This window comes from Anaerobacillus sp. 63XJN7_4_ISO-PGPR-S23-413 (assembly GCF_056173725.1).
Window position 1 is genome coordinate 3,075,324 of the sequence record NZ_CM149688.1, and the last position, 24,603, is coordinate 3,099,926.

Below are 24,603 nucleotides of genomic sequence, written 5' to 3' on the forward strand. Positions count from 1 at the left end.
TAAAAAGCCATTAGAGAATTTCTCTAATGGCTTTTTTTAGTTCTCTAACGCTTGAAGAATATCTTCCCAAATATCCTCCCATGCTTCAAGACCAACAGAAAGGCGAATAAGAGTTTCACTAATCCCCATTCTTAATCTCTCATCTTCCGGGACAACGGCATGTGTCATTGTAGCGGGATGTTGAATCAGGGTTTCAGCATCCCCGAGACTAACAGCTATTTTAATCATATTAAGTCTATTCATGAAGGCTTGGGAGTCTTTCTTTTCCCCCGCAATTTCAAAACTAATTAAACCGCCTGGGCTCTTCATTTGTTTTTGAGCAATAGCATACGATGAAGATTCTTCCATACCTGGATACATCACGTTCGTTATGGCAGGATGCTCAGCTAATTTCTGCATAATTTGTCTAGCATTTGAAGAGTGACGATCCATTCGAATAGGGAGGGTCTTTAAGCCTCTTAACAATAGCCATGCATCGAATGGTGAAAGAATTCCACCTATATCCTTTTGCGTACTTTTAGCAATTGAAGAGATGGTCTCTTGGTCACCCACAACTAAACCAGCTACCACGTCTCCATGGCCACTGATATATTTCGTTGCACTATGCAAAACAATGTCACAGCCAAATTCTAACGGGCGCTGTAAATAAGGAGTCGAAAATGTATTATCCACCACAACCTTAATTCCTTTTTCTTTTGCGACCGCAGAAACCATTTCAAGATCAATTAATTTCAATGTTGGATTAATCGGAGTTTCAATATAAATAACTGTAGTATTTGGACGAATTGCTTTTTGTAATTGCTCAACTGAGTCTAGCGGAAGCAAGTCATGTTCAATCGAAAATTTCTCTTCTAACATTTTAAGTAATCCGAAAGTACATCCGTAGACCCCTTCTGAACAAAGAATGTGGTCGCCTGTCTTCACTAGGTTCAAAAGAACAGCAGACACGGCAGCCATTCCCGAACCAAACGCTAAGCCTGCCTCAGCATTTTCAAGAGAGGCAATCCGCTCTTCCAACATTCGAACAGTAGGGTTTCCAAGCCTTGAATAAATATAGCCAGGTTCCTCACCTGCAAACCTTCGTTCACCAGCCTCAGCCGTTTCAAATGTAAAAGTTGATGTTTGATAAATAGGAGATGCCAGGCTGTTGTGATGCGATTTAGATTCATATCCATCATGAATTGTTTTTGTCTCAAAGCGATGCTTCCCTGTCAAAGTTATAACCCCCTGTTATAAAAATAGCTAGATACACTTCCATTGTAAGCGCTTTCTATTATAAGGTGAAGAGGTATTTATCTTTCTTATATCCTAAAAATGATGTCGACGTGCTATCTATCCATCTCATTTCTACTAAAGTTGACATCTAATACTGAAAGAGTTACAATAGCATTTGTGTAAAATAAGAATGGGCAGCAGCGTGACGGGCTGTGATTTCATTGTGTTCCTTTTAATAGGTACGCCGCGTAACCTCCGGCTGTCGAGGTGAAGGCGTGTGAAAACACAATGTGCACAAACCGGAATCACGACACTGTTTTTATTTTATACCAATAATAATGGTATAAAGGAGGAGCTAATTATGGCTCGTTATACAGGACCAAGTTGGAAAATTTCTCGTCGTCTTGGTATTTCTCTAAGTGGAACAGGTAAAGAATTGGAAAAGCGCCCTTACGCTCCAGGTCAACACGGACCTAACCAGCGTAGAAAGCTTTCTGAATATGGTCTTCAACTTCAAGAGAAGCAAAAGCTTCGTCACATGTACGGCATGACTGAGCGTCAATTCCGACGTCTTTTCGATGATGCTGGCAAAATGAAAGGTGTTCATGGTGAAAACTTCATGATTCTTCTTGAAGCTCGTCTTGATAACCTTGTTTATCGTCTAGGTCTAGCTCGCACTCGCCGTCAGGCTCGTCAGCTAGTTAACCACGGCCACATCACAGTTGATGGCAAACGCGTTGACATTCCTTCTTATCGTGTAGCGACTGGTCAAGTGATCAGCGTTCGTGAGAAGTCTAACAACCTTGACATCATCAAAGAAGCTATCGAAGTAAACAATTTCGTTCCAGAATACCTTACTTTCGATGCAGATAAGCTTGAAGGTACGTTCTCTCGTCTCCCTGAGCGTTCTGAACTTCCTGCTGAAATCACTGAAGCTCTTATCGTTGAGTACTACTCTCGTTAAGCTGTTTCAAAAACCCCGGAACTTATTCCGGGGTTTTTTTATGTCCAAATTTACTTAGTACAAAAAATATAAAAAAATGAGGAAGATCCTCCTCTTTTCAATGGGAGGGTCTTCCTCTTAATGATTGGCTGTTCATAACCGCTGGTGATTTTTTACTCATTTACTCTCTGTGATAACCAACCGTTATTGGGAATCACCAGTATTAGTTAAAATAGCTAAATGATTAATACGTAAGAAGGAAATATTTCTTCTTCCCTCTACGAATAATCACGTATTGATTTTCGATTTGGTCGCTTTCTGAAATAACTTTATCCATTTCCTGACACCGTTCACCGTTGATATACACCGCTCCATTTTTAACATCTTCTCTTGCCTGGCGCTTAGATGAAGAAATACCAGCTTCTACAAGAAGATCGATAAGTCCCTTTTCATTATCTTCTACATGGAAAGAAGGAACATCCTTAAATCCTAAACGGATTTCATCAGCTGTTAGCTGTTTAATGTCACCACTGAACAGCGCTTCCGAGATGTTGATTGCCTGCTGAAGCTTTTCTTCTCCGTGAACAAGCTTTGTCACTTCTTCAGCAAGAGTACGATGAGCTTCTCTCTTTTCCGGTGCTTCGATATGTTTTGATTCAATCTCTTTAATTTCTTCAATACTTAAAAATGTAAAGTAATGAAGAAATTTCACAACATCACGATCATCTGTGTTAATCCAGAACTGATAGAATTCGTAAGGAGAGGTTTTATCGGCATCAAGCCAAATCGCTCCACCTTCAGATTTACCGAACTTAGAACCATCACTCTTCGTAACAAGTGGGAATGTTGCTCCATAGGCTTTTGAAGACTCTTCGCTGCCTTCTTCTTTACGAATCAGTTCAAGACCTGCTGTAATGTTCCCCCATTGGTCACTTCCTCCAATTTGAAGACGACAGTTTTCTTTCCGGTAAAGCTGAAGAAAATCATATGATTGAAGAATCATATACGTAAATTCTGTAAAAGAAATTCCCGCTTCAAGACGTGAAGTAACAGAATCTTTCGCAAGCATATAGTTCAAACCAAAGTTCTTTCCAACATCACGCAGGAATGGAATAACATTTAACTCCCCAATCCAGTCGTAGTTGTTTACAGCTTTTGCAGAGTTCGCATCTGTTCCAAAATCCAAAAAGCGAGCAAGCTGTCCCTGTAACTTATTCGTCCAATCTTTTACAATGTCTTCTGAATTCAACGTACGTTCATTTGAACGGCCACTAGGGTCACCAATCAGCCCAGTAGCTCCACCAACAAGCGCAATCGGCGTGTGGCCAGCTAACTGAAATCTACGTAGGGCTAGAATAGGCAAAAGATGCCCAATATGAAGGCTATCAGCTGTAGGATCAAAGCCAGAATAAAGAGCAATGCGGTTTTCTGAAAGTTCCTTTTCAAGGCCCTCTCTATCTGTAACTTGATTTAAAAGTCCTCTTGCTTCTAATTCTTCTAATATGTGCATGTAATCGACTTCCTTTCGTTAATAATATCTTTTGGCAAACCACTAAAATAATCCAAATGGGCAAAAAAACAAAAAAAACCCGCCCCAGAAAAGGGACGAGTTTCATCGCGGTACCACCCTTGTTGAAGAAAGTAACCTTTCTCCCACTCAGTCAGAATAACGGTCTGAACCGTCTAATGCTACACAGACACTGTCTTTCCCATTAGATGCTCATGGAGGTAATTCACATTTTCCTTTATGCTGATTCTCACCGCACATCAGCTCTCTGAAAAAGGGAGAAAAATGCTACTTCGTCCAATCAAGGCATGTCGTTCATTAAAAAACACTAATTAAATTAATATCACAAAGGTAAAATCATGTCAATTCTAAGCCTACAGAAATCCCTACCAGTTTATACAAATCTCGACGACATATGCTATAATAAACAGGATTAATTTGAGGGGGTATAGGAATGCGAGAGCTTTTTTCTTCTATCAGGCAGAAGTGGAACGCGTTCATTGATAGATTACAAGAATATAACATCTTAACCGGGTCCAGGATCGCCTACAAAGTGACTTGGAATTTATTTCTTATTTTTATCGTGCTAGGTCTAATGGGCACTATTTTCGCCGGTGGTGTTGGTGCAGGATATTTCGCATCACTTGTTAAAGATGAACCGATTCGCTCTTACGATGAGATGAAGAGAGACGTTTATAACTATGAAGAAACCAGTGAGGTATATTTTGCAGGTGATGTTCTTCTTGGTAACTTTCGTTCTGATATTGAGCGAAAAGAGGTTGAGTTAAAAAACGTTTCTCCTCTTCTACAAAAAGCAGTTATTTCCACAGAAGATGAATATTTCTTCGATCACGATGGTATTGTTCCAAAAGCAATTGGACGTGCCGTTCTTCAAGAAGTCACCAATTCAGATGATCGAAGCGGTGGTAGTACATTAACACAACAGTTAGTTAAGAACCAGATTCTAACAAGAGAAGTTTCTTTCGAACGAAAAGCAAAAGAAATGCTACTCGCTCTTCGACTCGAAAATTTCTTTAATAAAGAAGAAGTTCTAGAAGCATACCTTAATATCGTTCCTTATGGACGAAATGCTTCCGGTAATAATATTGCGGGCGTACAAGCAGCCTCACAGGGCATATTTGGTGTAAATGCTAGTGATTTAAATTTGCCTCAAGCTGCATTCATTGCAGGTATTCCCAAAAACCCTTATACATACACCCCTTTTACAAATTCGGGTGAGGTAAAGAAGGATCTTTCAGCTGGAATCGATCGGATGGAATTTGTTCTATATCGTATGTATGAAGAAGAAACAATCACTGAAGAAGAGTATAACAAAGCGCTAGAATACGATATTGAAAAAAATCTAGCTGAGTCTTCGCCTTCGCCAGTAGAAAAATACCCTTACCTTACATTTGAGATTGAAGATCGTGCGAAGCGAGTTCTTGCCGAGCAGATCGCGAATGAAGAAGGATATGACGGGAAGGAACTTTCGAAGAGTGTAGACTATTACAATCAAATCACTTATGATGCTAACGTTACTGGTAGATCTGCAACGGAAATAGCCAAGAAAATGGATTTGAAATGGGAAGAAGTTCAAGAAAATTCAGATGTATTCCTTGAATTTATGAGTAATGCAGAGAAAGAGCTTCGCAAAAATGGATATAAAATTTATACTACAATTGACAAAGATATTTATGAATCTATGAATGCTGCAAGAGATAAAGTGCTAGAAAACGGAAGCTATTTCCAAAGTGCTAAAACCCTCTCCGTGCAAAATCCTGAAACTGGAGAGCTTGAAAATAAAGAATTTCCTATGCAAGTAGGTAGTATCCTCATCGAAAATGAATCTGGAAAAATTCTTTCATTTGTTGGTGGAAGGGATTTCGCGCAAGAAGAACTTAACCATGCTACAGACGCCTATCGATCAAACGGTTCTACAATGAAACCATTGCTTGACTATGCCCCGGCAATGGAAATGGGAAAAGTTCAGCCTGGCTATATTGTGCCAGACTTACCAATTCAAGATGGATACAATCCTGGTAACTATTCATCAAACTACCATGGTCTTGTAACTGCACGTAAAGCGTTGGAAAGGTCTTATAACGTTCCAGCTGTTCGAGTTTATAATAAAATGAACCCAGTGGACGCAACCGACTATTTGGTGAAGATGGGCTTTAGTACAATGACTCTTGATGATCGAACCAATCCTTCAATGGCAATTGGTGCGCTACAACGGGGAGTAAGTGTCGAAGAGAATACCAACGCATTTGGCACGTTTGCTAATGGAGGAAAGTTTGTTGATGCTTATTTAATTGATAAAATAGTTGACCGCGATGGAAACACCATTTTCGAACAAAAACCAGAACCAGTGGATGTTTTCAGTCCTCAAACTGCCTATCTATCAATCGATATGATGCGTGATGTAGTTAACCAGGGTACTGCCCAAGACATTCCAGGGAAATTAAAATTCGCTTCTGATTGGGCAGGAAAAACAGGAACTGGACAAAATTATTATGATTCATGGTTTGTAGCAGTCAATCCTAATGTTTCACTAGGTGTATGGACTGGATATGACAAACAAATTAGCATGGATAGTCAATATGCCAACAGAAACAAAAACTTATGGGCACTATTTGCTAATGCCGCTTATGATAAAAAACCAGAAATAATGGATCCAGAAGAATCATTCAAAATGCCAACGGGTATTGTGCGACGTTCGTTCTGTGGTATATCTGGAAAGCTCGCCTCTGATCTCTGTCAGAAAGCCGGACTTGTCAAAACTGATCTATTCAACGCAAAGTATGTACCAACTGAAGTGGATGACAGTCTCACTCAAGGACGTTATGTCATCATGAATGGTAAGACCTATCAAGCACTTAGTTCCACTCCAGAAGAGTTTGTATCCAGCGGAGTCATGATTAAAGAGGATTACTTCTCAGGAGTTGATATTTCAAAGCTTCTCCCTTCTGGATTTAGTGATTTAAATATCGTTTCAGAAGGAAAAACTGCTTCAGAAAATGGGAAAAAACCTGGCGCAGTTGGTGGCGTTTCAATAAGTGGCTCTTCACTAAATTGGGGTGCTTCAGGTGAGAGTGATATTGTTGGTTATCGTATTTATCGCGCTTCGAACGGTAGTAGTTCATTTACGAAGCTTGGAAGCGTAAAAGCATCTGATGGTAGCTCATTCAACATCCCTTCTGGTGCATATGCCTATTACGTAACAGCAGTTGATGTAGCTGGGAATGAATCGGGACCATCGGCTAAAGTAACAAATGGAGATTGGTCTGATAAACCAGAGCCAAAACCTGAGAAAAAACAAGAAGCAGAACCTTCAACAGATGAAGAAAATGATGAAGCTTCTGATAATGAAGAGAACGAAAATAATGCTCCCTCCGATAATGAGAGTGATGAATCCAGCAACTCAGAAGATTCATCTTCAAATGAAGGGAATACCAACACCGGTGAAAATGCAAATGATAACAACTCCGGTAATGGAAATAACAATGGAAATAGTAATCCTACAAATGGTGCTGACAGCGGAAATAATTCAAACAGCACCGACGGCAACACAAGCAATAACGACCAGTAAAAAAACAGCCTGCAGCATTATGCTGCAGGCTGTTTTCTATTACTTAATCTTCCATTGTAGACAAATCGCCAGTTGGTAAATCCAGCTCCCACGCCTTTAATACGCGACGCATGATCTTACCACTTCTCGTTTTCGGAAGCTTATCTCTAAATTCGATTTCTCGAGGTGCTGCATGAGCTGCAAGTCCTTTTTTAACGAAATTTCTTATCTCTTCCATCAACTCATCAGACGGTTCATGACCATCTCTAAGTGAAATAAAGGCTTTAATAATTTCACCTCGCACAGGATCCGGTTTCCCAATAACCCCAGCTTCAGCAACAGCACTATGTTCGACTAGTTTACTTTCAACTTCAAATGGACCAACTCTTTCACCCGAAGTCATAATAACATCATCGACTCGCCCCTGGAACCAGAAGTATCCGTCCTCATCTTTATAAGCTGAATCACCAGATACGTACCAGTCTCCTTTTAAGAAATAGCTTTCATATTTTTCAGGACGATTCCAAATCGCTCGCATCATTGATGGCCAGCCTTTTTTAATCGCAAGGTTCCCCATTCGATTTGCAGGAAGTTCATTTCCTTGATCATCTACGATTGCTGCGTGCACGCCTGGAATTGGTTTGCCCATTGATCCTGGCTTTATTTCCATTGATGGATAATTACTGATTAGCTGTGCTCCCGTTTCTGTCATCCACCAGTTATCATGAATTCTCCGTTCAAGAACTTTGTTACCCCATTTAATAACCTCAGGATTTAATGGCTCTCCTACGCTTAGTACATGACGTAAAGATGAAAGTTCAAATTTCTTAACGATCTCATCTCCCGCACCCATAAGCATACGAAATGCAGTAGGAGCACTATACCATACAGTTACTTCATATTTTTCAATCGTACCGTACCAATCTTCTGGACTAAAACGACCACCACGAATGACGTTCGACGTTCCAGCAAGCCATGGAGCAAATATGCCATATGACGTCCCCGTTACCCAACCTGGATCAGCTGTACACCAGTAGACATCATCTTCTTTTAAGTCAAGTACCCATTTCGCCGTTTGATAGTGTTGTATCATCGCATTATGAACATGAAGTACGCCTTTCGGCTTACCAGTTGAACCTGATGTGTAATGGAGAATCATACCATCTTCACGGTCAACCCATTCTATTTTAAGCTTCTTTTCTGCTGATTCAAAATGCTTATAAAAGTCTATATAAGGACCTTCTTCTTTAACGTTATTTCCTACTAGCACAACACTTTCGAGATTAGGAAGCTCATCAACCGGAACGCGCTCAAGTAGCTCAGGTGTTGTAACAAGTACCTTTGCTTCACTATCCTCAAGACGATCCCTTACTGCACCTTCCATAAAGGCTTCAAAAAGTGGGCCAGCAATCGCACCTAACTTAAGCGTTCCGAGTAGAATGAAGTATAGCTCAGGAGATCTTGGCATGAAAATAAAGACCCTATCTCCTTTTTCGACATTCACTTTTTTTAGAACGTTACCTGCTTTGTTACTCATTGATTTCATCTCACTGTACGTATACTTCTCATCTCGTGTTGGGTCATAAAAATAAAGAGCTACTTTGTTTTTACGATCGGACTCAGCGTGCCTATCGATTGCTTCGTAGGCCATATTGACATTACCTGTCTCACTCCAGGTAAATGTTTTCTCCACGTCTTTCCAATCAAAATTCTCATATGTAGCTTCATAATCCTGTAAATTATGATTACCCAATGTAGCAGAAAGCGGTTTCAATTCCATAAGTAATCTCCTCCTTCTCCTTCATGTCTTTCACTGATAGTATAACATAAATTCCTAATTTTTTAACAAATGACAAAACTTCAAAAAATAACATTGAAACCCCTTACATTTATCGCGTTTCATGTATAATAAGAACTGAGACCATTATTAAAAGGTGGTGACTAGATGGAACATCGTAAAACGTATAATGCAATCGAGAAGAACACCCCGCATGGAAAACTTATTATTGAAGGACCAATTACTCCAGATCGCCTGGCATCCTATCATTTACATAAGGACCTTGTCGCATTTCGCCCACCGGAACAACAGCATAAAGCACTGGTTGAAATAGCAGGTCTGCCTGAAGGCCGTATCATTGTGGCTAGGGAAAGAGAAACCATTGTAGGCTATGTCACATTTTTATATCCAGACCCACTTGAGCGTTGGTCAGAAGGCAATATGGAAGATTTAATTGAATTAGGAGCGATTGAAGTTATTCCAAAGTACCGTAATGCTAAAGTCGGCAAAAGCCTTCTCAAAACGTCATTTATGGACGATGCAATGAATGATTACATCGTCATAACTACCGAGTATTATTGGCATTGGGACCTTAAAGGAACAGGTTTATCAGTTTGGGATTATCGTAAAGTGATGGAGAAAATGATGAATGCAGGAGGTCTTGAGTGGTATGCAACGGATGATCCTGAAATAAGCTCTCATCCTGCAAATTGCTTAATGGCTAGAATTGGGACAAGAATTAACCAGGACTCTGTTCAAGCGTTTGATCGCCTGCGATTCCATAATCGCTTCATGTATTAAGATTGCAAAGGAGTGAGCCAAGTTGGTCATTGAAGAAATTATGAATCAAAATGTATTTTCACTTGAAGAGAACCAAACCATTGCGGATGCCATTAAAATGATGAGAGAAAAAAACATTCGCCATCTCCCTATCGTAAATAGCGAAGGAGAGCTCACTGGCATTATATCAGATCGAGATATTAAAGATGCTAGTCCATCAATTCTTGACTCAAATCCAAACAAGGAAGTGTTACAGTCTCCTCTTTCCTCTATTATGAAGAAAGACGTCATTACAGCTCACCCATTGGATTTTGTAGAAGAAATTTCTACGATCTTTTATGAGCAGCGCATTAGTTCGATTCCGATTGTTGAAAACCGAAAAGTAATCGGAATGGTTACTGAAACGGATATGTTACATACGTTAATCCTTTTGACAGGGGCACACCAGCCGAGTTCACATATTGAAGTACAGGTGGAAAATGTGTCAGGACAATTGGCCGATATTACCCAAATCATTAAAAAGCGCAATGTTAACATTATTAGCGTTCTAGTCTACCCGTGTAGTCACAATGAAAAATTCAAAAATATCGTTTTTCGAATACAAACGATGAATCCCACTTCCGTTGTAAACGATATTAAAAATGAAGGTTATGAGGTTCTCTGGCCAAATATGCCGGGTGTTCAAAAATGAAGTGCGACTCCCTTTTTGTATATTCCTCAGACTATTTAAATTATAAATTCAGTGACGATCATCCTTTCAATCATATACGTGTTAAGCTCACACAGGACTTGCTTACCGAAATAAATGCTTTAAATGATCAAGAAGTGGTCCCTCCTCGGATTGCAACCGATAGTGAGATTGCTCTTATTCATGACCCAGCCTACATAGAAGCTGTAAAAAAAGCTAGTAAAGGAAACCTTGCATCCTCTGTTGCAGCTAACTACGGTCTTGGAACAGAAGATACGCCAATCTTTCCGAACATGCATGAAGCTAGTGCTCTTATTGTTGGGGGAACGCTGACTGCAGTTGATGCAGTTATGACAGGAAAGTCTGATCATGCCCTTAACATAGGCGGAGGACTCCATCACGGTTTCCGAGGTAAAGCATCAGGCTTTTGCATCTATAATGACAGTTCAATCGCCATTGAATACATGAAACAAAAATACGGTGCAAAGGTCCTTTATGTTGATACTGACGCCCATCACGGAGACGGTGTGCAGTGGGCTTTTTACGACGATCCTGATGTTTGCACACTATCTATCCATGAAACGGGACGCTATTTATTTCCTGGAACAGGAAATATTAATGAGAAAGGTCAAGGAAAAGGATATGGGTTTTCATTTAATATTCCGATTGACGCTTTTACAGAGGACGAATCATTTCAGGAAGTGTACGAGGATTCGTTTCGAAAAGTAATCGATTTTTTCAAGCCTGATGTAATCCTAACTCAAAATGGTGCAGATGCTCATTATTATGATCCGTTAACACATCTCTCTGTTTCCATGAAAAGCTATGAGTTCATTCCAAAACTAGCACACCAATTAGCTCATGAGTATTGTGATGGAAAATGGATTGCCGTTGGCGGGGGTGGTTACGATATCTGGCGTGTTGTACCACGCGCTTGGTCAAGAATTTGGTTAGAAATGAAAGGGCTATCAGTAGCCGGTGCCCTACCAAAACAATGGATTGAAAGGTGGGCCCCACTCTCACCACTTTCTCTTCCAGAGAATTGGCATGATAAAGCTGATTTGTATGAGCCCATTCCAAGGAAACAGGAAATCACAGAAAAAAACAAACTAACTTGCGAACGAGCGCTTTATCAAATAGTAAATTAATAAAAAAACGAGCCTAGGCTCGTTTTTTTAATCTTGATTATGAGTAGTTGAATTACGATGTTGCAAACGGTGTGGTAAAACAACCGTTTGTTCTTCTACTGTTTCTTTATTCATTAATTTTGTAAGAAGACGCATGGCAACAGCACCAATATCGTACATAGGTTGAACAACGGTTGAAAGCGTTGGTCGAACCATCGTTGCTAGTCTTGTGTTATCAAATCCAACGACCTCGAAATCTTCCGGAACGTTATAACCGTTGTCCTGTGCAGCGTGAATAACGCCTAGTGCCATTTCATCCGTACCTGCAAAGATAGCTGTTGGCTTCTCATCTAGTTCAAGAAACCCTTCCATTGCTTCAATACCTGAGTCATACGTATAGTCGCCAATTGCAACGCAATCTTCATCAACTTTCATACCTGCATCCTCTAAAGCTGTTCGGTAACCAAGAAACTTTTCTTCACCGTTAATTGGATCTTCTAATGGACCACTAACAAGTCCAATTTTTTTATGATCTTTTTCAATAAAGCTAGTCACAAGCTCATATGCAGCTTTTTGATAATCAATGTTAACTGACGGAATCTCCTGGCCCTTTTCTAGGGTTGCTGCTAGAACAATCGGAACAGGTGAGCGCTTAAATTCTTCAACATGTTCTTCTGTAATTTTACCGCCCATAAACACAATTCCATCTACCTGTTTTCCAAGCATCGTATTTAGAAGATGAATTTCTTTTTCTTTATTTTGATCTGAGTTACTCAAGATAATATTATATTTGTACATTGTAGCAATATCCTCAATACCGCGAGCAAGCTCAGCAAAGAAAATACTCGAAATATCAGGGATGATAACTCCGACAGTCGTCGTTTTTTTACTAGCAAGACCTCTTGCTACAGCATTGGGACGGTATCCAAGTCTTTCAATCGCCTCTAATACCTTTTTTCTTGTTGCAGGCTTAACATTAGGGTTGCCATTCACAACCCTTGATACAGTTGCCATTGATACTCCTGCTTCTTTCGCTACGTCATAAATCGTTGTATTCACGATGATCCTCCTTCATGCTCTTACGGACTTTAATTTATTTAATGATACGATACTATCCGTTTGACTGCAAACCAAAACCTATATCGACTCACACTAATAAACCACTATTAGCTGTGAAACACCTGCTATTATGATTATGTAGGTTATTTCACAATTAGATACTGTATTAAAGATAGCATATTTAGTCGCTTTTTGCTTTATATAAGCGTAAATTTTCAAAGACTAAATCATAAATCTGTCGTATTTGCTTCCATCTTTATATATGATAACACTCTTACGTTCTTTTATTCCAATAGAACCCAAGCCACTTAGGAACATCAGGTTGAGGATTCATACATCATACACAGAAAAAAACCTTCTACTTATAAAGTAGAAGGCGCAGCTTTCGCTGGATTGAATAAACCACTTGCTTTTAGATCTTTAACAAATTGTTCGTATTGTGGAATATCTAACTGCTGAGCCGCATCGGAAAGAGCTACAGCTGGGTCTGGATGAACTTCCACCATGATACCGTCTGCTCCAATAGCTAGACCTGCTTTTGCTGCAGGGAATAGAAGATCTTTGCGTCCAGTTGAATGCGTTACGTCAACTAGAACTGGCAAATGAGTTTCCTGTTTAAGAATTGGAACTGCTGTAATATCCAACGTGTTTCTCGTTGCTTTTTCGTAAGTTCTAATTCCTCGTTCACAAAGCATTACTTGTGTATTACCGTTCGATACGATGTATTCTGCCGCATTAATGAATTCTTGAATTGTCGCAGATAAACCTCTTTTTAGAAGAACCGGCTTATCAACGGATCCTGCCGCTTTAAGTAACTCAAAGTTCTGCATGTTACGTGCTCCGATTTGAATTACATCAACGTACTTAACTGCTGTTTCAATATCTGCAGGGTTTACAATTTCACTGACTACAGCTAGATCGTACTCATCAGCAACTTGTTTAAGAATCTTTAATCCTTCTTCTCCAAGACCCTGGAAGTCGTATGGCGATGTACGTGGTTTGAAAGCTCCACCACGAAGCATTTTAAATCCTTGCTTCTTAACAGCCCTCGCTACTTCAGCAACTTGCTCATAGCTTTCAACAGCACAAGGTCCTGAAATAAGAACTTGCCCGCCATCTCCAACTTTTTCGCCTTTAATATCAATAACCGTATTATCGGGTTGGCGTTTTCTTGAAACTAAAAGCGCCTTACGATGATCGTCTTCCTGTAACTCAAGGCTTGCCTTAAAAATTTCCTTGAATATATGTTGAAGAGTGGAATTATCAAAAGGCCCACCATTTTTCTCTGTAAGCAAATCAAGCATCTTACGTTCCCGAACAGGGTCAAAACGATTAATCCCCTGTGCTTTCTTTACTCTACCTATCTCTTTCGCCACTTCAGCACGCTCATTAATTAAATCAAGCAGCTGCAGGTTAATCTCGTCTAATTTCTCTCTCAACTCATCAATTTGGATATTAGCCATAATATCTCCACTCCTATCTGTTTAAGTGATTAGGGTTATTATATACGATGAAAAATAAAATGTCACTACTTTTCTTTTAATTCTTAAACGCTTTTAAGCATTAAACCATGTCAGTAAAAGAAAAACGGCTTTATAAAGCCGTTTACTTTAAATATTTTTTCGCAGCATCCGATAACGAGGTATTAGTGATTCTCCAATGTGAATCATTCCATACAACCTCATTTTCATTAAACACTAGCGCTTGTGGCGACTGATGCTTTACTCCATATGAGTCAGCAATTTCAGTTGATAAAGGACGTGATTCCTGCACGTTCAAATAATACACGTCTTCTGACACGCCCTCGGAAAACTTCTGAAATTCTTCAAAAGCTTGAGCACTTATTGGGCAAGTTGTACTATTTTTAAATAATAGAAATTGATTATTAGATTCCTTGATGCGTTTGAAATCTTCTGATGTAGTTATTTTTGTAATGGCCATAAGTTTATCCCCCTTCAAATTGCTATAAATTCATTATAAAGAAGTTTACAGGAAATGAAAAAGAAGAAGCATTATGCTTCTTCTTTTTCATTTCTATATAACAAATTAGGACTTAGTAGGATTCTCCATTGAAGCTGGTTCTTCTTCAGAGAAATGATCGCTAAGATCCTGTTGGAAGCTCTCAACGTCAGCATCTGCCTGAGTATGCAGATCACTATTTTCTTCTGTTTCAAGATTACGATCTTTAATCTTTGAAACAATGTTATTCGATTGATCCGATACTTGCTTGTAAATTGTTGAAGATTTTTCTTTAGCACGGTTAGCAAAATCTGTGCTACGTTCTACTGCAGAATCACGGAATTGAGAAGTCTTTTCCTTCACTGCTCCAGCTTGTTGATTTAGATCACTTCTAAGTTCTTTACCTGATTTAGGTGCTGAAAGTAGTGCAGCCGCTGCTCCAACGATACCACCAATAAGTGAACCAATGATAAAATCTTTTGTGTTAATGTTGTTATCCGACATATAAATACCTCCTATTATTTTGAATCAACGTACTGATCTGTGGCTTTCTTCTTAACTTGCCATTTTTGCCATATTTGCATGGCAGCATTTCCCCACTGAACGACTTTTGTAACTTGTTCAGATTGACGCTCTGCCTCATCTGTTACTTTTCCAGAAATATTTCTTAATGAATGATTCATCTTTCCAAGTGATGTTCCAACTTCTTTTACTTGTACAAAAACAGTATCCAGAGCTTCAGATTTCCCCTGAATGTCTTCTGCAAGCAAATTAGTCTTATGTAACAGTGCAGTAGTTTCAGTTGTTAAACCATTCATTTGTTTTTCAAGGCTATCAAGTGTTTTCGCCGTATTACTCAGCGTATCCTTCAAGGATTTGAGAGTTTGGGCTACGAAATAAACAAGAACTGCAAATGCAATCGCAATAATAGCTACACTTAAATACAAAATAATCTCCATGTGCTGGCACCTCCCTTTTCTGAATCTCTTCCCTTCATTCCTCTTTCGTAAACACAAGTTTGTCATTTCACATACGAACGAAAAATGAGTCTACTTTACTACCCTACACCATAATTAATTCGTTACAAGTTTCATTATTCCTTTTTTAATTTTTTTTATAACACATTCTCATTCTTCTCTATCAGGAGAATAGTAAAAAAAAGAAGGCTCAAGGAGCCTTCTCGCTTAAATAGACGCTTTTTCGGTCTCATATGCTTCTTGATATTTCTGAATATCACCGGCTCCCATGAAAAGAAGTACTCCTTTATCATGGTCATTAAGCTGCTGAATGGAATCTTCAGAGATCATGTGAGCATTAGGGATTTTTTCAATCAGTTGATCAATCGATAACTGACCTGCATCTTCCCGTGCCGATCCAAAGATGTCGCATAAGTAAACAACATCTGCTTCTTTTAACACATCTGCAAATTCATTTAGGAACGTCTTTGTTCTTGTAAACGTGTGAGGTTGGAAAATGGCCACAACTTCACGATTTGGATACTTCTGATGTGCTGATTCTATAGTTGCTTTAATTTCAGTTGGATGATGCGCATAATCGTCAATTAGTACCTGGTTATCAACGACTTTTTCTGTAAATCTACGCTTAACTCCTTTGAAGTTTGCAAGTTGAGCAGCTACTGCATCTCCTGAAAGATTTTCATAGTGACAAAGAGCAACGACAGATAAAGCATTCAGCACATTGTGTTTCCCGTACATCGGAATCTGGAATGTACGATAGTAATCATCACGAACATGAACATCAAATGTTGTCCCATGTTCATCAATTTTAATATTGGTTGCCTGAAAATCGTTTTGATCATCAAAGCCGTAGAATACGACTGGTACTTTTGTTTGGATTTGCTGAAGGTAAGAATCATCACCATAAGCAATAATACCCTTCTTCACAAGCATTGCCATTTCCTGAAATGCCGAAAAGACATCATCAACATCTGAAAAATAATCTGGGTGATCAAAATCGATGTTTGTCATAATCGCATAATCAGGCTGGTAAGATAAAAAGTGACGACGGTATTCACATGCTTCAAACACAAAATACTGACTGTCCTTTACGCCTTTACCAGTACCATCTCCGATAAGATACGATGTCGGTTCTGCTGCCCCAACAACATGAGACAACAAACCAGTTGTTGATGTTTTACCATGAGAGCCTGTTACAGCAATACTAGTGAATTTTTGAATAAAATCTCCAAGGAATTTATGGTAGCGATAAACAGGAAGGTTCATTTCTCTTGCTCGCACTAACTCTTCATGCTGATCATCAAATGCATTGCCGGCGATAATAATCATATTTTCTTTAATATTTTCTTCTCCAAATGGAAGAATAGTAATACCTTTTTGTTCAAGAGCCTCCTGTGTAAAGAAACGTTTCTCTACGTCTGAACCCTGTACACTGTATCCTATATCGCTAAGGATTTGTGCTAGAGCGCTCATCCCGGATCCCTTAATGCCAACAAAGTGATATATAGTCATTTCAGAACCTCCACACTTTCATTTCTTCTCCGCGTAACCTTTTTTAGTATATGATGCCATTACAAGTATGCGCTGCTTTTCTTTTCAATACTACATTATAGCAGAAAAAGAGACAGGTCTCCAATATAATTCATCAAAGTAATTTGGCACTACGGGCGCAAAAAAGACAGGATTTTGTTCCTGTCTTTTTTGCTTATTCAACACGCTCTAAACGCGGGTTGTGTCGATATTTTCTGCCTGCTTTAGCTTCTGCTTTATCATCAAGAATGACATTATCTCCTGTAAATCCAATGTCTACTTTAAGCAAACTACTTCCAACACCATAAATATCAACAGGAACGTTTTGAGATTCAAACGTTCGAATTCTTTCTTCCGTAAAACCGCCGCTTACTACAATTTTCACATGCTCGAAGCCTTCTTTATCAAGGGCATCTCTAAGTGCAAAAATCAGTTCTGCATTAACCCCTCTTGGATCGAACGTCCCTAGAACATCAGGATTACGCCAAAAATACTGATCAACCATCGTACGAGAGGTATCAACTCGAACACCCTTCAACGTCTTGCCAAATTCCCTTGCTACACGTAACGAATCCGTAATAACATCATTATTGTAATCAACAAGAGAAATCAATTCATCTTCAGGGTATTTCGCATAATAAGCTTTTGATGCTTCAACAACATCACCTTTAAAAAGTTGAATTAAGGCATGAGGCATAGTTCCCATTCCTCTTTTTCCCCACCATTCATTCATCGCATGGGTTGCCTGTGCAGTAGACCCCCCAATATGAGAAGCATACCCGTCACCCGCTTGTTGAGTATAATGATCATCACGATCGCCCATGAAAATAACCGGTTTTTGGATACCTGATGATCGTGCTGCTTTCACTACATGATAAACATTCGTCGCGACGGATGTTCTTCTGCCCAGAATACCATCAATAATTCCTTCGAGAAAACCGAAGTTTTGATATGGCCCTTTAATTTTCAAAACCGTTTCAAATGGAGAGATTTTATCCCCATCCTTTAGCGACTCTATTTCAAGCGATTCAGGGTCCTTCGCAAAGGTTTTTATGAGTGCAATTGCTTCATCTGAACCACAAAGAACGGCATCATGTTTTTGAAAGAACTGCATTGTCACAATATTGTCCGGCTTGAACTCTTCCACAATTTCGCATGTCTTTAGGAAGTAAACAGCTGAAAACCAGCCTTCGCCTACACGCTCATCAAATTTAAAGGTTCGGTTCGTAAGCCTTTTTATTTTGCCTTGCATTTTAAGTTCAATTTCCTTCATAATGGGGCTCCTTCAAGTAGTTTCGTCATTCGAATGTGAGCTCTCTATGTTCAACCATTCACTTATCTGACTATAATTTAACATTAGCTTAACACTACTTATCATATAGAACCTGGCTCTATAAAACAAGTAGAAAAGATATGCACTATACGTGCATATCTTTTAGGAATGTTTCTTCAAAATCAGCTTTCGTCATTAAAATACTTCTAGGCTTGCTTCCCATAGCTTCAGATACTAATCCACGTTCTTCCATCATTTCAATTAGTCTTGCCGCTCGATTGAATCCTATTCGGAAACGACGTTGCAGTGCAGAAGAAGAAGCCTGACCTTGTTCAAGTGCCCACATGCACGCTTCCTCAAACAATTCATCTTCCTGATCATCGTACTGCTGCTTCTTCATTAAATCTTCTTTTTTGATCAAATAATTCGGCTTCCGCTGCTTACGTACGTAGGATGTCACTCGCTCAATTTCTTCGTCCGAAACAAAATTACCTTGCAATCGAACTGGTTTCGAGGATCCATTCTCCAAACAAAGCATATCGCCTTTTCCTAGAAGCTTCTCAGCGCCACTTGTATCAAGGATTGTTCTAGAATCAATTTGCGAAGATACAGAGAAAGCAATACGTGTAGGGATGTTCGCTTTAATAAGCCCTGTAATTACATCAACTGACGGTCTTTGCGTTGCCACTAGTAGATGAATCCCACAAGCTCTTGCTTTCTGTGCAATTCGACAAATCGCATCCTCAACGTCCTGTGGTGAAACCATCATTAGATCAGCGAGTTCATCAATCACAATGACAATGTATGGTAGTTTGTGCTGAGGTTCTCCGTGGTTTATCGCTCGCTCGTTATATCGCTTGATATCTCGAACACCAGCTGCCGCAAATTTCTCATAACGCTCTTCCATTTCATCCACTGCCCACTTTAAAGCAGTAGTAGCTTCTTTCACATCATTAATAACTGGTGTGACTAGATGTGGCAGGCCATTATATGGTGCAAGTTCTACCATTTTAGGATCAATTAACATCATCTTTACATCATTAGGATTTGCTTTAAGCAATAAGCTCACTAAGATCGAATTGATACATACACTCTTACCAGACCCTGTAGCACCCGCAATAAGACCATGAGGCATTTTTTGAATATCAGTTATTTTTGCTTCCCCAGCAATGTCAAAACCGAGCGCCGCATTTAATAGTGAACCTTCAGATTGGAATGCTCCACTTCGAACAATCTCCCGAATAAATACAGGCTTACTCGTAGGGTTTGGCACTTCAATTCCTATTGCATTCTTTCCAGGTATCGGTGCTTCCATTCTTATGTCTCTAGCTGCTAGACTTAATTTAATGTCATCACTTAAATTCGTAATCTTATTCACCTTAACTCCTGGACTTGGCTGCACTTCGAAACGGGTAACCGTCGGCCCCATTGTTGCCCCTACTACCTTAGCCTGTACATTAAAGTTTGAAAGGGTTAGCTCCAATAGTTCCCTTTGCTCTTCAAGCCACTGCTCGTCATTACCTTCATTGCGAGGAGGGATATCAAGAAGTGAAATAGGAGGAAGTTTATATTCTGCTCCACTGCCTGGTTTTTTTGTTAAATGACGTCGGTCATTCGCAAGCATCATTACATTGTAAGGAACCTGCGGCTTTGGTCGAGCGGAATCCCGTCCGGATTGTTCTTGAACATTTTTCTCCTTATGTTCAAGATGTTGAGACGACTCCTCAATTGATTCTTCTATTTGTTCTCGCTGAAACTGCTGTTCTACTTCGAGTTGATTAGATGGTTCTGGTTCTGGTTCTGGTTCTGGTTCTGGTTCTGGTTCTGGTTCTGGTTCTGGTTCTGGTTCTGGTTCTGGTTCTGGTTCTGGTTCTGGTTCTGGTTCTGGTGATTCTTCAATAGCTGTCTGTTCCTCATTTTGATGCTCAACAATAAAATCTTCATCTGAAATGATAAAGTCCTCTTCTATATCATCTGTCACTTCATAATCAGCAGTCCACTCAGATTTCTCTTCGCTTTCCTCTTCTAACATATCGTTCTTTTGAAGGTCGGTTGTTTCTTCTAATGTTACATCTTCAGTGAAAGTTTCTATTTGCTCCCACTGTTTCTCAGGCTGACTGATTTCCAATTCGGCTTCAGTAGGTTGCTCACTCTCTTTTTCTGTCTCAAGAGGTAAGGAAGCATCGCTGTTAACTTCAAAGTTGTTCTTATCAGAAATGAAGACCTCTCTATTGTCTTCTCTTTCTTCTTCATTAACAATTGCCTTGCTTGTCGTTTCTTCTTCCACGCTAAAGGCCTCAGTCTCTTGCTGATCGACACCTTGAGTAACTTGATCTGAATCCGTCAGTATGCCGTTCCCTTCGCTTAGTGAATAAGGCTCAGGTTCCTGGATAAGTTTTTCAATTACGTCACTTTTATCGAGTGATGTATATCGATTGTTTGGATGCGATTTTTTTACTTCTTCTTCCATTTTTTCAGTAACAGGACGTTTGCTAAAACCATAAATAGGTGATGGGATTTGAGATGGTTTGAAATTCACACCTGAGAACTTTTTATTTGTTACTGAACCGTTGTTTTCTGAAAGCCCATCCCTCGTCGTTTTGCTGGAGGCGCCATCTTTCTTCGGAGAAGTGATGCTCTGATTACGATTCTCAGCCTTAGGTTTTTTCGTAGGAATCTGTTCACTTTGATGGCGTTGGACTTCTTTTCTCCCTTCTTTATTCTTTTGGTTATTTGAATGATCCGGAATAAGAGGGAATCGAAAGTTCCCTTCTCTTGGGTATTGGTGAACAATCCTTGCTTCATTCTTCCGATTCGCATTTTCCATCCGCCCAATGGAGTGTTTTCGATCAGGTCGGTCTTTTAACGATTTTGTTTCTTTAACATCTGTTTCCTTTCTTTGAGGTTCTTCTTCCTCATCAAGGTCAAATAATTTATTCCACGCTTTTTTTATCCAATTATTATCCAACTACTATCACCTTTTCTAATTAAGCCCTTTTAGGTCGATTTATTCTTCTATTTTATCGGAAACTCCCCTATCATTGTAAGGCTGTTTCTAAAATCTTTCGTAAAAAAAACAGGTTCTTCGTCTAAAACCGCAAAAATAGGTTCAATATTCCTTATTCCCAATTTTATAGAAAGAAAAAACCTACTAGAAAAATTTCTAGTAGGCCTTAAATTCCGTACCAATTTCATGATCCTCTGGAAGGACCAGAATCCCTTTCTCCTGAGGAGCATCTGGTAGTGCAAGTTCTTTTGCTGAGCAAATCATTCCAGTTGATTCAATTCCTCGCAAGCTCGCATCCTTTATGATCATACCAGAAGGCATGACGGCTCCAACCTTCGCAACGACCACCTTTTGCCCCTTGTCGACGTTTGGAGCACCACAAACGATTTGGAGCTTTTCTTGTCCTACGTTCACCTGACAAATATTTAATTTATCAGCATTCGGATGCTTTTCCATTTCCTCGACATAACCCACAACAAACTTAGGGGAACCATCGTACACAAGCTCATCATCAAATCCGTTAGCTTGGATGGCCCGATTGACAGCATTAACAAGCTCTTCGCTTTCCTCAACGACACCTGAGCTTGTTAACTCCTGGATTTGTGAAAAATGAAATAGATTATAGCCAATAGTTTTATTCGTTTCTTTACTATAAATACGTGCAATATTCTCTTTGCGCTGAACTGCTTTATCTTCTCGTTCAGTACTTCCTAAAGTAACGATTAGAGTATCTCCAACGCCTTCTTTATTGTAAAACATGTTCATTGTCCATGTACTCCTTTTATCAAACAGTTATTTTTTCGGTTTGTTTTTCGCCATAATAAATACCGGCTCTAATTTTCCATCTTCATACATAAAGGGAAGTCCAGTTACTGGTACGAGTCCACTAGAAAAGAAATGCATGGTCAACTGTGCAAGTGCATCATAACCTTGCTCATTCTCAATATCAGCAAAAATCAGGACATCTTGATGAGGAACAGCTACCGCTAATTCACCCTTCGCACTCTTCGCCATGCGTTCCAATAATGAATCGTTAAGAATTCTACTTGCGTCATAGCCGTCGTTTGTATTCAAGAAATAAAATGTATTTCCTGCAACCGTATCTGCTTTCACTTCAGTAGATAACCCTCTTAAATTGAACAATGACACTTCATGCAAGGCTTCTTTCGTCCACTTTTCCTTCTTTAACCATTCCTCATCAATCAAGCGATAAGAATGACCAAGATCAAGTGCATAGTAGATTCTTGTCTCCGCCGTATGTTCTTCGAAAACAAATGGAACGCCAGCTTCCGTTTCTGAAGCAAACGACCCCGAGCGAATGACTGGAAAGATGCGATTTTCTTTACCATTAAGTTCTTGCTTCTCTCTCATTACTTTTAACGTTTCTTCTACATGATGAACGACTTCATCTAGTATCTTTTCGCCTCGCTCTTCATACTTAGCAGACAATCCCTTTAATCCAAGACTGATTCCTTTACCTGTTGCACTATCCTCTACCCTAAGTTTTTCTTCCTTTTGATTGTATGTAAGCTCACGGTCTTCTTGTTGAAGACGTTTTTCGAGCAATTTCTTCAATTCTTTTGGTTCCATATTTTCACCACCTATAATTGAGATGCTCTTTTATCATACCATGAAATAAACCAATACAAAAACAAAGCTATGCCACGCATAGCTTTGTACGAAATTACTTAACTTCTGTAAGAAATTCCTCAATTTCTTCTTTGCTTTTTCTCATCTTACTTACAAATCTTCCTGTCTCTTCACCTTCATTAAAGGCTACAAAACTTGGGATGCCAAAAACATCCATTTCTTGGCAAAGTTCAATATGATCATCACGATCAACGTAATAGAAATCTAGCTCAGAGTACTTCTCTTCTAAATCTGGAAGAAACGGATCGATAACGCGACAATCAGGGCACCAATCTGCGGAAAATAACAAAACCGATTTCCCTTCTTTAATTGCTTGTAAATATTCTTCATGAGTGGCAAATTTCTTCATGATAAACCTCCTAGTACTAATCGGTATTAATTTTCATATCTCCTGGACGAATGAGTCCTTTTTTTCTCATTACCTCGGATATTAGCAGACTTATAATAGCTGGTCCAATAAAATGCAATAGAAGAATAGCTGTCCAAATATTTCCTCCGGCGCCCATAACGTTCAATGTCATGATTTGTCCAACAAAGCCGCTCGTCCCCATACCGGCACCTGATGGGTTGTTTAACATCGTCAGCCAACCGCTGCCAATCGGGGCAAGAATAGCGCCAGCTAGCGTAGGTGGAAGAAGAATCCATGGATTTCGAACAATATTCGCAACTTGTAACATAGAAGTACCAATTCCTTGAGCAATAACGCCTCCTACCCCATTCTCTCGGTAGCTACTTACAGCAAAACCAACCATTTGAGCTGCACAACCAACTGTAGCTGCTCCTGCAGCAATGCCTTCTAATCCTAGCATGATTGCAATGGCCGCACTAGAAATCGGAGCCGTAAGAGCTAGTCCCATAAGAACAGCTACTATGATTCCCATAATTATCGGGCGTTGCTCTGTCGCCCACATAATGAGTGAACCAAAATTAGTCAGTAATGTTTGAATGCCAGGTCCGATAAGAGCTGCCGTTCCATAACCTGCAAAAATAGTGATTAGTGGCGTCACGATAATATCTAACTTAGTTGACTTGGAAACAAGTTTGCCTGCTTCCGCCGCGATAATCGCTGCAGCGTAACTACCTGCTGGACCGCCAAGCTCAGCACCCGCTGCACCCGCTAGAAGCGATGCAAATAAGACAAGAGGAGGAGCTTGTAGACCATACGCTACGGCGACACCAATCGCTGGTCCCATTAAACTCATCGCAAGCTCACCAATAGGAACAAGAAATGATAACGATGAGATTTGCCCTCCAATCGTTTTCAGTATCAAGCCAATAATTAACGACGAAAATAGACCAAGAGCCATGTAGCTTAGAGCTGTAATAAAATAGACTCGTGGTGATAGAGTTACGCCTTTCCTTTGCAAAAATCCGTTCATTACTTTCTCCTTCCAGACTGATGATCCTTACTTAGTATACACAAATTTCTTATTTACCACGTTTGATTAAGGTTTCAGAACTAACAGGCATTTTCATTTTGCCTTATTCAAACAGAAATTGTAATTTAACCTTCTATTATCGAGAAAGGCTTTACTCGTTCTCT

20 protein-coding genes and 1 other annotated feature are annotated in these 24,603 nt (G+C 39.6%); of the genes, 5 read left to right on the forward strand and 15 right to left on the reverse strand.

The features are described from left to right. Positions 1-36: 36 nt before the first annotated feature. On the reverse strand, positions 37-1,215 hold the full coding sequence (gene megL, locus AC0VYO_RS16235; RefSeq protein WP_475365620.1) for a methionine gamma-lyase: 1,179 nt from the start codon (positions 1,213-1,215) through the stop codon (positions 37-39). 361 nt (positions 1,216-1,576) lie between these two features. Between megL and rpsD the strand changes: the two genes are divergently transcribed. Next, a complete protein-coding gene (gene rpsD / locus AC0VYO_RS16240; protein ID WP_136948553.1) occupies positions 1,577-2,179 on the forward strand; it encodes a 30S ribosomal protein S4 in 603 nt (200 codons plus the stop codon). A gap of 223 nt (positions 2,180-2,402) precedes the next feature. Here rpsD and tyrS read toward each other — a convergent pair whose 3' ends face one another. After that, a complete protein-coding gene (tyrS, locus tag AC0VYO_RS16245) occupies positions 2,403-3,668 on the reverse strand; it encodes a tyrosine--tRNA ligase (RefSeq protein ID WP_475365621.1) in 1,266 nt (421 codons plus the stop codon). A gap of 88 nt (positions 3,669-3,756) precedes the next feature. Beyond that, positions 3,757-3,979, reverse strand: a binding site (T-box leader). A 140-nt stretch (positions 3,980-4,119) separates the two neighbouring features. On the opposite strand from tyrS, the gene AC0VYO_RS16250 reads away from it, so the two are divergent. Continuing rightward, a complete protein-coding gene (locus AC0VYO_RS16250) occupies positions 4,120-7,254 on the forward strand; it encodes a transglycosylase domain-containing protein (RefSeq protein ID WP_475367805.1) in 3,135 nt (1,044 codons plus the stop codon). A 43-nt stretch (positions 7,255-7,297) separates the two neighbouring features. Here the strand turns inward: AC0VYO_RS16250 and acsA are convergent, their stop codons facing one another. Continuing rightward, on the reverse strand, positions 7,298-9,013 hold the full coding sequence (gene acsA / locus AC0VYO_RS16255; protein WP_475367806.1) for an acetate--CoA ligase: 1,716 nt from the start codon (positions 9,011-9,013) through the stop codon (positions 7,298-7,300). Between the two features lie 165 nt (positions 9,014-9,178). Between acsA and AC0VYO_RS16260 the strand changes: the two genes are divergently transcribed. The 3 genes from AC0VYO_RS16260 to AC0VYO_RS16270 are packed head-to-tail and all read left to right on the forward strand — an operon-like array spanning position 9,179 to position 11,626. Then, positions 9,179-9,811 carry a GNAT family N-acetyltransferase gene (locus AC0VYO_RS16260; RefSeq protein ID WP_194219253.1) on the forward strand — a complete coding sequence of 211 codons (633 nt, stop codon included), beginning with the start codon at positions 9,179-9,181 and terminating at the stop codon, positions 9,809-9,811. A gap of 22 nt (positions 9,812-9,833) precedes the next feature. Then, positions 9,834-10,481, forward strand: coding sequence for an acetoin utilization AcuB family protein (locus AC0VYO_RS16265; RefSeq protein WP_430245890.1), 648 nt, complete (start codon positions 9,834-9,836; stop codon positions 10,479-10,481). Next, positions 10,478-11,626 (forward strand): acetoin utilization protein AcuC, encoded by a 1,149-nt coding sequence (locus AC0VYO_RS16270; protein ID WP_475367807.1) that lies wholly within the window; start codon positions 10,478-10,480, stop codon positions 11,624-11,626. Before AC0VYO_RS16265 ends, AC0VYO_RS16270 begins: the two co-directional genes overlap by 4 nt. Before the next feature lie 27 nt (positions 11,627-11,653). Here the strand turns inward: AC0VYO_RS16270 and ccpA are convergent, their stop codons facing one another. The 12 genes from ccpA to AC0VYO_RS16330 form a co-directional block, all read right to left on the reverse strand. Next, complete coding sequence (gene ccpA, locus AC0VYO_RS16275) at positions 11,654-12,664, reverse strand: catabolite control protein A (RefSeq protein WP_226614743.1); 1,011 nt, start codon at positions 12,662-12,664, stop codon at positions 11,654-11,656. Positions 12,665-13,026: 362 nt separating this feature from the next. Continuing rightward, entirely contained in the window at positions 13,027-14,127 is a 1,101-nt protein-coding gene (locus AC0VYO_RS16280) for a bifunctional 3-deoxy-7-phosphoheptulonate synthase/chorismate mutase (RefSeq protein WP_283153869.1), read from the reverse strand. Positions 14,128-14,269: 142 nt separating this feature from the next. Continuing rightward, positions 14,270-14,605: a bacillithiol system redox-active protein YtxJ gene (gene ytxJ / locus AC0VYO_RS16285; RefSeq protein ID WP_475367808.1), complete on the reverse strand. Its 336-nt coding sequence runs from the start codon at positions 14,603-14,605 to the stop codon at positions 14,270-14,272. A 105-nt stretch (positions 14,606-14,710) separates the two neighbouring features. Further along, on the reverse strand, positions 14,711-15,127 hold the full coding sequence (locus AC0VYO_RS16290) for a YtxH domain-containing protein (RefSeq protein WP_194219247.1): 417 nt from the start codon (positions 15,125-15,127) through the stop codon (positions 14,711-14,713). Between the two features lie 14 nt (positions 15,128-15,141). Beyond that, positions 15,142-15,582 carry a DUF948 domain-containing protein gene (locus AC0VYO_RS16295; protein WP_194219246.1) on the reverse strand — a complete coding sequence of 147 codons (441 nt, stop codon included), beginning with the start codon at positions 15,580-15,582 and terminating at the stop codon, positions 15,142-15,144. A 225-nt stretch (positions 15,583-15,807) separates the two neighbouring features. Next, positions 15,808-17,112: a UDP-N-acetylmuramate--L-alanine ligase gene (gene murC, locus AC0VYO_RS16300; RefSeq protein ID WP_475367809.1), complete on the reverse strand. Its 1,305-nt coding sequence runs from the start codon at positions 17,110-17,112 to the stop codon at positions 15,808-15,810. Between the two features lie 193 nt (positions 17,113-17,305). Further along, positions 17,306-18,403, reverse strand: coding sequence for a nicotinate phosphoribosyltransferase (locus AC0VYO_RS16305; protein WP_430245897.1), 1,098 nt, complete (start codon positions 18,401-18,403; stop codon positions 17,306-17,308). Between the two features lie 145 nt (positions 18,404-18,548). Continuing rightward, entirely contained in the window at positions 18,549-21,371 is a 2,823-nt protein-coding gene (locus tag AC0VYO_RS16310; RefSeq protein ID WP_475367810.1) for a DNA translocase FtsK, read from the reverse strand. 195 nt (positions 21,372-21,566) lie between these two features. After that, positions 21,567-22,175 carry a YtpR family tRNA-binding protein gene (gene ytpR / locus AC0VYO_RS16315; protein ID WP_475367811.1) on the reverse strand — a complete coding sequence of 203 codons (609 nt, stop codon included), beginning with the start codon at positions 22,173-22,175 and terminating at the stop codon, positions 21,567-21,569. Positions 22,176-22,202: 27 nt separating this feature from the next. After that, on the reverse strand, positions 22,203-23,000 hold the full coding sequence (locus AC0VYO_RS16320) for a DUF1444 domain-containing protein (protein ID WP_475367812.1): 798 nt from the start codon (positions 22,998-23,000) through the stop codon (positions 22,203-22,205). A 94-nt stretch (positions 23,001-23,094) separates the two neighbouring features. Further along, the gene (locus AC0VYO_RS16325) at positions 23,095-23,409 is read right to left on the reverse strand and encodes a thioredoxin family protein (RefSeq protein WP_194219241.1); all 315 of its coding nucleotides are present in this window, start codon (positions 23,407-23,409) and stop codon (positions 23,095-23,097) included. 16 nt (positions 23,410-23,425) lie between these two features. Further along, positions 23,426-24,439 carry a PTS sugar transporter subunit IIC gene (locus AC0VYO_RS16330; protein WP_430245903.1) on the reverse strand — a complete coding sequence of 338 codons (1,014 nt, stop codon included), beginning with the start codon at positions 24,437-24,439 and terminating at the stop codon, positions 23,426-23,428. Positions 24,440-24,603 lie beyond the last annotated feature (164 nt).

Excerpts from the sequence above, each read along its gene's own strand:
- AC0VYO_RS16325 (WP_194219241.1), bottom strand. The coding sequence starts at position 23,409 with ATGAAGAAATTTGCCACTCATGAAGAATATTTACAAGCAATTAAAGAA.
- AC0VYO_RS16295 (WP_194219246.1), bottom strand. The coding sequence starts at position 15,582 with ATGGAGATTATTTTGTATTTAAGTGTAGCTATTATTGCGATTGCATTT.
- rpsD (WP_136948553.1), top strand. The coding sequence starts at position 1,577 with ATGGCTCGTTATACAGGACCAAGTTGGAAAATTTCTCGTCGTCTTGGT.
- acsA (WP_475367806.1), bottom strand. The coding sequence starts at position 9,013 with ATGGAATTGAAACCGCTTTCTGCTACATTGGGTAATCATAATTTACAG.
- AC0VYO_RS16290 (WP_194219247.1), bottom strand. The coding sequence starts at position 15,127 with ATGTCGGATAACAACATTAACACAAAAGATTTTATCATTGGTTCACTT.
- AC0VYO_RS16270 (WP_475367807.1), top strand. The coding sequence starts at position 10,478 with ATGAAGTGCGACTCCCTTTTTGTATATTCCTCAGACTATTTAAATTAT.
- AC0VYO_RS16280 (WP_283153869.1), bottom strand. The coding sequence starts at position 14,127 with ATGGCTAATATCCAAATTGATGAGTTGAGAGAGAAATTAGACGAGATT.
- AC0VYO_RS16260 (WP_194219253.1), top strand. The coding sequence starts at position 9,179 with ATGGAACATCGTAAAACGTATAATGCAATCGAGAAGAACACCCCGCAT.
- AC0VYO_RS16250 (WP_475367805.1), top strand. The coding sequence starts at position 4,120 with ATGCGAGAGCTTTTTTCTTCTATCAGGCAGAAGTGGAACGCGTTCATT.
- tyrS (WP_475365621.1), bottom strand. The coding sequence starts at position 3,668 with ATGCACATATTAGAAGAATTAGAAGCAAGAGGACTTTTAAATCAAGTT.
- ytxJ (WP_475367808.1), bottom strand. The coding sequence starts at position 14,605 with ATGGCCATTACAAAAATAACTACATCAGAAGATTTCAAACGCATCAAG.
- ytpR (WP_475367811.1), bottom strand. The coding sequence starts at position 22,175 with ATGAACATGTTTTACAATAAAGAAGGCGTTGGAGATACTCTAATCGTT.
- AC0VYO_RS16320 (WP_475367812.1), bottom strand. The coding sequence starts at position 23,000 with ATGGAACCAAAAGAATTGAAGAAATTGCTCGAAAAACGTCTTCAACAA.
- AC0VYO_RS16305 (WP_430245897.1), bottom strand. The coding sequence starts at position 18,403 with ATGAAGGAAATTGAACTTAAAATGCAAGGCAAAATAAAAAGGCTTACG.
- murC (WP_475367809.1), bottom strand. The coding sequence starts at position 17,112 with ATGACTATATATCACTTTGTTGGCATTAAGGGATCCGGGATGAGCGCT.
- AC0VYO_RS16330 (WP_430245903.1), bottom strand. The coding sequence starts at position 24,439 with ATGAACGGATTTTTGCAAAGGAAAGGCGTAACTCTATCACCACGAGTC.